10 protein-coding genes are annotated in these 7,452 nt (G+C 61.2%); 7 read left to right on the top strand and 3 right to left on the bottom strand.

Annotated features, from left to right (window positions below; genetic code table 11):
• Positions 1–84: 84 nt before the first annotated feature.
• Complete coding sequence (locus tag QMX91_RS27035; RefSeq protein WP_166495921.1) at positions 85–249, bottom strand: hypothetical protein; 165 nt, start codon at positions 247–249, stop codon at positions 85–87.
• Positions 250–357: 108 nt separating this feature from the next.
• Positions 358–600 (bottom strand): DUF465 domain-containing protein, encoded by a 243-nt coding sequence (locus QMX91_RS27030; protein WP_027613686.1) that lies wholly within the window; start codon positions 598–600, stop codon positions 358–360.
• A 204-nt stretch (positions 601–804) separates the two neighbouring features.
• Between QMX91_RS27030 and QMX91_RS27025 the strand changes: the two genes are divergently transcribed.
• The gene (locus QMX91_RS27025) at positions 805–1,326 is read left to right on the top strand and encodes a DUF4142 domain-containing protein (RefSeq protein WP_097087254.1); all 522 of its coding nucleotides are present in this window, start codon (positions 805–807) and stop codon (positions 1,324–1,326) included.
• 62 nt (positions 1,327–1,388) lie between these two features.
• Here QMX91_RS27025 and QMX91_RS27020 read toward each other — a convergent pair whose 3' ends face one another.
• The gene (locus QMX91_RS27020; protein ID WP_282413642.1) at positions 1,389–1,658 is read right to left on the bottom strand and encodes a hypothetical protein; all 270 of its coding nucleotides are present in this window, start codon (positions 1,656–1,658) and stop codon (positions 1,389–1,391) included.
• Between the two features lie 250 nt (positions 1,659–1,908).
• Between QMX91_RS27020 and QMX91_RS27015 the strand changes: the two genes are divergently transcribed.
• The 6 genes from QMX91_RS27015 to QMX91_RS26990 are packed head-to-tail and all read left to right on the top strand — an operon-like array spanning position 1,909 to position 7,336.
• The gene (locus QMX91_RS27015; protein WP_096796830.1) at positions 1,909–2,760 is read left to right on the top strand and encodes an STAS domain-containing protein; all 852 of its coding nucleotides are present in this window, start codon (positions 1,909–1,911) and stop codon (positions 2,758–2,760) included.
• Positions 2,761–2,764: 4 nt separating this feature from the next.
• Positions 2,765–3,127 (top strand): STAS domain-containing protein, encoded by a 363-nt coding sequence (locus tag QMX91_RS27010; protein WP_095136273.1) that lies wholly within the window; start codon positions 2,765–2,767, stop codon positions 3,125–3,127.
• On the top strand, positions 3,124–3,528 hold the full coding sequence (locus tag QMX91_RS27005) for an anti-sigma regulatory factor (RefSeq protein WP_027613681.1): 405 nt from the start codon (positions 3,124–3,126) through the stop codon (positions 3,526–3,528). Before QMX91_RS27010 ends, QMX91_RS27005 begins: the two co-directional genes overlap by 4 nt.
• Positions 3,525–4,535 carry an ATP-binding protein gene (locus QMX91_RS27000; RefSeq protein ID WP_223007591.1) on the top strand — a complete coding sequence of 337 codons (1,011 nt, stop codon included), beginning with the start codon at positions 3,525–3,527 and terminating at the stop codon, positions 4,533–4,535. Before QMX91_RS27005 ends, QMX91_RS27000 begins: the two co-directional genes overlap by 4 nt.
• Positions 4,528–5,403, top strand: a complete 876-nt coding sequence (locus tag QMX91_RS26995) for an ATP-binding protein (protein ID WP_027613679.1) — start codon at positions 4,528–4,530, stop codon at positions 5,401–5,403. The genes QMX91_RS27000 and QMX91_RS26995 overlap by 8 nt, the downstream gene beginning before the upstream one ends.
• Positions 5,393–7,336, top strand: a complete 1,944-nt coding sequence (locus QMX91_RS26990; RefSeq protein WP_282413641.1) for a response regulator — start codon at positions 5,393–5,395, stop codon at positions 7,334–7,336. Before QMX91_RS26995 ends, QMX91_RS26990 begins: the two co-directional genes overlap by 11 nt.
• Positions 7,337–7,452: the final 116 nt, after the last annotated feature.

Here is a 7,452-nt window from a genome sequence, read left to right as displayed (position 1 = left end):
CTCCCACAGGTTCAAGCGGCTGGCACAACCTTTGTGGACACCTAAAAATCCTGTGGGAGCGAGCTTGCTCGCGAAGTCGGACTGTCAGTTACCGGATCTGTCGAACTTGTCCGGATCTTCGTCTTCAGGAAGATCTTCGTCCGGCTCTTCGGGAAAAGTGGTGGTGTGTGCCGGGCTGTTGGGCTCAGGGTGAGTGGGAACCGGGTCGAAACCGCCCTGCTCTTCACTGGGGAATCTGGGTGTGTTCATGTGGCACCTCGCAAAGAGTCGCTGAGTGAAGACTCTGTACATTCGAGGTGCCGGTCAGGGGCGGCGTTCAGTCATTTCACCATTTTGAAGCGGTGAAGCGACTGACGGTCAGGATCGAGCCTGCAACTGCGCGACGATCTTGTCTTTGACCTGCAAGCGTTTCTCTTTGAGTTTCTTCAGGGTGTCATCGCTGGGTGCATCCGAGGTCGCCGTCTCGGCCTTGACTACTTCGGCGTCCGCCTGGGAATACTTGTTGATCAGTGCATCCAGAAATGGATCCTCGGTGCGTTTTTGCTGGACCTCTTCCTTCGTTAGCTTCAAGTCCTGATACAGGTCATGAGTCACCGGCATGGAACACCTCCGTCAGTTGATCGGCAACCAACGCGACCGATTGCGCTGGCAGTTATCAGAATGGCCTTGGTCGGGCCGTTCTGTCGACCACCTGTCAGACCAGCGGTTGCCGTTCGTCGCCCTGTCGGAAACGCGATCAAACCTTTTTCCGCTGTGCTCCCTCCATTGCATAACGTCAACAAAAACCTGTGTGGAGATACATCAATGGACGGATTCAACCTGCGTCATCTCGTTCTGGCTGTCGCGCTGAGCAGCGGCATGGGCAGTGCCTTCGCCGCCACTTCCAATGACTTCGTCGACAACGCCGCCGCGGGTGGCATCGCGGAGATCGAGACCAGTCGCCTCGCCCTGGAAAAAAGTCAGTCGGCCGACATCAAGGCGTTCGCCAACATGATGATCACCGACCACAGCAAGGCCAACGACGAACTGGCGAGCATTGCCAAGGCCAATGACATCGAAGTCCCGGACACCACGACTCTGGTCAAGCAGGCCAAGGAAAAGATCCTCGACATGCGCGATGAATCCTTCGACGCGGCCTACGCCAACAACCAGGTCAAGGCCCACGAAGAAACCATCGAACTGTTCAAGAAAGAAGCCAACACCGTCACCGACGACAAAGTCAAAGGCGCCCCCGAACTGAAAGCCTTTGCGCAGAAAATGCTCCCAGCATTGGAAAAACACCTGACCGCGGCCAAAGAGCTGCAAGCCAAGCACCCGAGCAAGTAACCCGGGCGCTGTACAGCAAAAGGCCGCATTGATTAATGCGGCCTTTTGTCGTTTCAGCGCGATCAACCGCCGTCAGTATCGATGTCGGCATCGGTTTCTTCACCGGGCTTCGGACGATCGGGCTCAGGTTCGAAACCGGGGCTGAACTCGTTGTCGTTGTCGGTGTGTTTGTTCTTTTGATCCACCGCCGGATCGGCGCTCTGCGCCTGCTCGGTGCCACCCGTGGGTTGCGTTGGCGGACTCTGTCCCGGCACTTGCGGGTCGATGGCCGGGTCGTTGCGATTGATCGGCTCTGTACCCTGGTTGTGTTGTTGCTTGGTTTGCTTTTTCATGGCTACCTCGTTTTTCACTACCGGCGTGGCTGAAACCGGCCGGCCTTGAAGATTCGAAGCCTGGGTGGCGCCAACGTTCAAAACATCGCTGGTTGCCAACGCGCCAACTAGAGTTACCGATGCGTTCCATGCCTCAGATCAAAAATATCCTTTCGGACTCGAACAACTATTTCGAACGGCAAAGGTCACTGACTTCGCACCGGTCACTTTTTACAGAACCGGCCCCAATACGCTACGGAGCAACAGGCACATGGCAGCACTGCAGAACAGCACATTCGATGCGATGAAAAACAAACAACCCCAACTGCTGAGCGAATGGATCAACGGCCTGGAAGCCAGCGGCGCCACCCGCAATCTCAAAGACCATGACCTGCAACAACAGACCAGCGAATTCCTGCAACTGGTGATCAATGGCCTGCAGGATGACAACGGCACCAACATCAATGCGCCGGGTTGGGAAGCCACCCGCCAGTTCCTCGAAAAACTCTCCCACAGCCGTGCCCAGCTCGGTCAGGATTCGCAACAGACTGCCAGTTTCATCTTCGCCCTGAAGGGCCCGCTGTTTGCCCTGCTGCAAGCGCACTATAAAGAACAGCCAGCGCTGCTCGCCGAACAACTCTGGGAAATCTCCGAACTGTTCGACGCCTTCGGCATGCACACCATCCGCACCTTCCAGAAGTCCCGCGAAGCAGTGATCAAACGCCAACAGGAAGAACTGCTGGAGCTCTCCACGCCGGTGGTCAAACTGTGGGACGGCGTCCTGGCGCTGCCGATGATCGGCACCCTCGATTCGCAACGCACCCAAGTGGTGATGGAATCGCTGCTGCAACGCATCGTCGACACCGGTTCGGAAATCGCCATCATCGACATCACCGGCGTCCCGACCGTCGACACCCTGGTCGCGCAGCACCTGCTGAAAACCGTGACCGCGATTCGTCTGATGGGTGCCGATTGCATCATCAGCGGCGTGCGTCCGCAAATCGCCCAGACCATCGTCCACCTGGGCCTCGACCTGCAGGGCGTGGTGACCAAGGCCAATCTGGCCGACGCGCTGAAGCTCGCCCTCTCCCGCCTGGGCATCAGCCTCGGCAAAGCGGTCTGAGCCGATGGAACGTATCCCGATTCTTCAAATGGGCAAGTTCCTGCTGGTGACCATTCAGGTCGACATGCACGACCAACTCGCCCTCACGTTGCAGGACGACTTGTCCGAGCGCATCAGCAACACTTCGGCTCGCGGTGTGCTGATCGACATCTCGGCGCTGGACATGGTCGACTCGTTCATTGGCCGGATGATCAGCACCATCTCCGGGCTGTCGAAAATCATGGACGCCGAAACCATGCTGGTCGGCATGCAGCCGGCCGTGGCGATCACCCTGGTCGAACTCGGTTTGACCCTGCCGGGTGTCAGCACCGCACTGAACGTCGAGCGCGGGATGAAACTGCTGCAGGAACGAGTAGACCGGCAATGACCGTACGCAGCAGCGGTACTCAACCCATCCATATCGAGCAGGATGTCGTGCTCGCCCGGCAGACGGCGCGCAAACTGGCCACCGAATGCGGGATGCGCCTTATCGACCTGACCAAAATGGTCACGGCGGTCAGCGAGCTGGCCCGCAACACCATGGTGTACGGTGGCGGCGGCGACATGGACTGGCAGATTCTCGATGAAGATCACAAGGTCGGTCTGCGCCTGACGTTCCGCGACGAAGGCCCCGGTATTGCCGATATCAAACTGGCGATGACCGACGGCTGGACGTCCGGCAGCGGCATGGGCCTGGGCCTGACCGGGGCAAAACGCCTGGTCGAGGAGTTCGAACTGGACACCGCGCCGGGCAAGGGCACGCGAATAACGATCACCCGATGGACATGAATATCGCAGGGTCGCTGACCCAGGTGCTGCTGATCGAAGACAGCAGCCAGATCGGCCATGCCCGGCGCACCGCGCAACGGCTCGCCGAGCAACACGGTTTTGATGCAACCGATGCCGGGCGGGTGGCGCTGGTCGCCACCGAACTGGCCAGCAACGTGCTCAAGCACGCCAGCCGCGGCGAAGTTCACCTGCGGCTGTTGCCGCGCCCCGGCGGATTCGGCATCGAGATGCTCGCGGTCGATCGCGCACAGGGCTTTGATCTGGACGCCTGCCTGACCGATGGTTTTTCCACCGGTGGCACCCAGGGTATCGGTCTGGGTGCCGTGGCGCGGCAGACCGAGGTCTTCGACGTGCACGCCGATGCCCGTGGCGCGGTGCTGCTGGCGCGTCTATATCCGCGCGGCGACCGCCAACCGGACTTGCGCTACGGCGTCAGCCAGCATTCGCTGCACAACGATCCGGCGTGTGGCGACACCTGGCACCTGGCGTACAACGGCGCGAATGTCAGCGCGCTGATCATCGACGGCCTCGGCCACGGAGAGGATGCCGAACGCGCGGCCAAGGCCGGCGAGCGGGTGTTCGCCGAGACCCCGTTCGCCAGTCCGGTGCTGCTGATGGAGGATATGCACCGCGACATGATCGGCAGCCGTGGCGGCGCCGCCGCGTTCGCCCAGTACAATGCCGCCCGCGACGGCCTGACCTTTACTGGGGTGGGCAACATCGGCGCCAGCCTGATCACCGCCGACAAGTCGCGCGGGCTGGCCTCGCATCCGGGCATCGTCGGCGGCCAATACCGGAAAGCCCAGCCCTTTGACTATGCTCACGTGAACGGACATCTATTGATCATGTACAGCGACGGCTTGCAGTCCCGTTGGAACCTTCAAGACTACCCCGGTCTGGTGCATCGCCATCCCGCCGTGATAGCCAGCGTCCTGCACCGCGATTTCTGTCGCGGGCGCGACGATGTAACGGTACTGGTCGTTGCCCTGGAGGCCGCCCATGGCTGAGTCGCCAACCCTGAATGCCGCCGAACAGGCTGCGCTGATCGCCCGATTGCAGAGCGAGACCGCCGCCCTGCGCGCAGAACTCGACGAGACCAACCAGGGCGTGCTGGCGCTCTACGCCGAACTCGACACCCAGGCGGAAGAACTGAGGCAGGCTTCGGACCTGAAAAGCCGCTTTCTGTCGTACATGAGCCATGAGTTCCGCACCCCGCTCGGCTCGATCCTCAGCATCAACAGCCTGCTGGCTGACGAACTCGACGGCCCGCTCAGCCCCGAGCAGCACAAGCAGGTGGCGTTCGTCAGCAGCGCCGCGCGTGAACTCAGCGACATGGTCGATGACTTGCTCGATCTGGCGAAGATCGAAGCCGGGCGGATCACTATTTCCCCGGCATGGTTCGACATGTTCGACCTGTTCTCCGCCCTGCGCGGGATGTTCCGGCCGATCGTCGATGCGTCGGCGGTGGACCTTATTTTCGAAGAGCCGGTCGGCCTGCCACGCCTGTACACCGACGACAAAAAACTCGGGCAGATTCTGCGCAACTTCATTTCCAACTCGCTGAAATTCACCACCCGCGGTGAAGTGCGGGTTTCGGCGCGCCTGGAAGGCTCGGACAAAGTACGTTTTGCCGTCAGCGACACCGGGATCGGTATCGCGCCGGAGCTGCACGGTGCATTGTTCGAGGACTTCTCCCAGGTCGACTCGCCGCTGCAGAAACGTCTGCGCGGCACCGGCCTCGGCTTGTCCTTGTGCAAGCGCTTCGCTGCTCTGCTCGGCGGCGAGGTCGGGATGGACAGCACGCCGGGGGTCGGCTCGACCTTTTTCGTGATCATTCCGCTGGCGCTCGCCTTGGAGAACGTCGATGAAACGTGACATCCGTCTATTGATCGTCGACGACAACGCCGCCACCCGCTACGCCTTGCGCCGGCGCCTGGAGCGCCATGACTACGAGGTGCTGGAGGCCGGCACCGGCAGCGAAGGCCTGGCGCTGATCGCGAGCGAGCCACTCGATGCGCTGATCCTCGACGTCAACCTGCCGGACATGAGCGGCTTCGACATCGTGCGCATCTTGCGTGCTGATGCACGCACCGCGCTGCTGCCGGTGATCCACGTGTCTGCGGCGTCGATCCAGACCGGCGACATCATCACCGGCCTGAACGCCGGGGCCGACGCCTACCTGATTCACCCGGTAGACCCGGACGTGCTATTGGCGACCCTGCGCACTCTGCTGCGGGTACGTGATACCGAAAACGCGCTGCGTGAGAGCGAGGCCCGGTTTCGCGAGATTTTCGTCAACGTCTCGGCGCCGATTGCCGTGCTCGATGCCAACCTGAAAGTGCATGAATGCAACCACGCCTTCACGCAGATGATTCAAGACAACCGCAACCCGGAAACTCTCAGCGAGTGCTTTGACCAAGACCAGGGCGCGATCCTCAACGAGTTGCGCCTGCGGCTGGTCGATGGCGAGCGCTGGAAAGGCACGTTGAACATGCGCGTACAGGGCGAGGTCCGCGAAACCGAGTGGCAGATTTCCCCGTACCGCACACCGCAACTGAGCCTGGTATTCGTCGAAGACGTCACCGAGCATCGCCACCGCGAACGCTCGCACCTGGCACAGCTGGACGACACCACCACACAACTGGCCAAGGAAGTCGCCGAGCGGGTGCGCGCCGAATCGCAGTTGCTGCAAGTGCAGAAAATGGACGCACTGGGCAAGCTCACCGGGGGCATCGCCCACGACTTCAACAATCTGCTGACCGGGATCATCACCAGCCTCGAACTGATCCAGAAACGCATCGCCGATGCCAGGCCCGACAAAGTGCAGCTCTATGCTGAAGCAGCGCTGAATTCAGCGATGAGTGCGGCTTCGCTCACTCATCGTCTGCTGGCCTTCGCCCGCCAACAGCCACTGGATACCCGGCCGGTAGACATCAATGAGCAGGTGCGCTCGCTGGAAGAATTGCTGGTGCGCACCATCGGCGAACGCATCACCCTCAAACTTGAACTGACCAACAAACCGGCGATTGCCCTGGTCGACCCGGTACAGCTGGAAAGCGCGGTGCTGAATCTGGTCATCAACGCCCGGGATGCGCTGCCCCGAGGCGGCAATATCTGGGTCAACACCTATGCCGCGTATTCCCACGGCGACCCGAACATGGCCGATGGTGCGTATGTCGCGCTGTCGGTGCGCGATGACGGCACCGGTATCGAGCACAGTGTGATCGACAAGGTGTTCGATCCGTTCTTCACCACCAAACCGCTGGGCCAGGGTACTGGTCTGGGGTTGTCGACCATCTACGGTTTCGCCCGCCAGTCCGGTGGCGATGCGCACATCCGCAGCGTGGCACGGCGTGGCACCGAAGTGACCATCATGCTGCCGGCGACGAACGACCCGACCGGCGCCGACATCCCGGCGCCGAAGGTGGATCCGCAGGGTGCCGGCGAGCATGTCCTGATTGTCGAAGACATGCCGGCAGTGCGTATGTTCGTCACCGAAGTGCTGGAAGACGCGGGTTACCGCTGCACGCAGGCGGCGGATATCGAAACCGCGCTGGAGCGCTTGCAGAATGACCCGACGATCGACCTGCTGCTGAGCGACGTCGGCCTGCCGCGCATGAGCGGCCGGGAACTGGCGGACGTGGCGCGGGGCTGGCGTGAAAGCCTGCCGATTCTGTTCATGACCGGTTATGCCGAGACCGCGATCAATCGCCAGGTGTTCCTGGGCAGTGGCATGGAAATGCTGATCAAGCCGTTCCAGATCAGCGAACTGCTGGACAAGGTCCGCCGCACGCTTGATGGTGCCTGACACACCGCCACCAGGTTGCTCGGTTGAGAACACAGACCCTGTAGGAGTGAGCCTGCTCGCGATGGCGTCAGGTCAGTCAATTCATTTCTGGCTGACACTCCGCTATCGCGAGCAGG

This window comes from Pseudomonas sp. PS01299 (genome assembly GCF_029960145.1).
GTDB classification, from domain to species: Bacteria; Pseudomonadota; Gammaproteobacteria; order Pseudomonadales; family Pseudomonadaceae; genus Aquipseudomonas; species Aquipseudomonas putida_A.
The sequence above is the reverse complement of the archived record's forward strand: the minus strand, read 5'-3'. Positions and strand labels throughout refer to the sequence as shown.

Bases quoted from the DNA above. Each gene is read 5' to 3' on its own strand.
- QMX91_RS27035 (WP_166495921.1), bottom strand. From the start codon at position 249: ATGAACACACCCAGATTCCCCAGTGAAGAGCAGGGCGGTTTCGACCCG.
- QMX91_RS27030 (WP_027613686.1), bottom strand. From the start codon at position 600: ATGCCGGTGACTCATGACCTGTATCAGGACTTGAAGCTAACGAAGGAA.
- QMX91_RS27025 (WP_097087254.1), top strand. From the start codon at position 805: ATGGACGGATTCAACCTGCGTCATCTCGTTCTGGCTGTCGCGCTGAGC.
- QMX91_RS27020 (WP_282413642.1), bottom strand. From the start codon at position 1,658: ATGAAAAAGCAAACCAAGCAACAACACAACCAGGGTACAGAGCCGATC.
- QMX91_RS27015 (WP_096796830.1), top strand. From the start codon at position 1,909: ATGGCAGCACTGCAGAACAGCACATTCGATGCGATGAAAAACAAACAA.
- QMX91_RS27010 (WP_095136273.1), top strand. From the start codon at position 2,765: ATGGAACGTATCCCGATTCTTCAAATGGGCAAGTTCCTGCTGGTGACC.
- QMX91_RS27005 (WP_027613681.1), top strand. From the start codon at position 3,124: ATGACCGTACGCAGCAGCGGTACTCAACCCATCCATATCGAGCAGGAT.
- QMX91_RS27000 (WP_223007591.1), top strand. From the start codon at position 3,525: ATGAATATCGCAGGGTCGCTGACCCAGGTGCTGCTGATCGAAGACAGC.
- QMX91_RS26995 (WP_027613679.1), top strand. From the start codon at position 4,528: ATGGCTGAGTCGCCAACCCTGAATGCCGCCGAACAGGCTGCGCTGATC.
- QMX91_RS26990 (WP_282413641.1), top strand. From the start codon at position 5,393: ATGAAACGTGACATCCGTCTATTGATCGTCGACGACAACGCCGCCACC.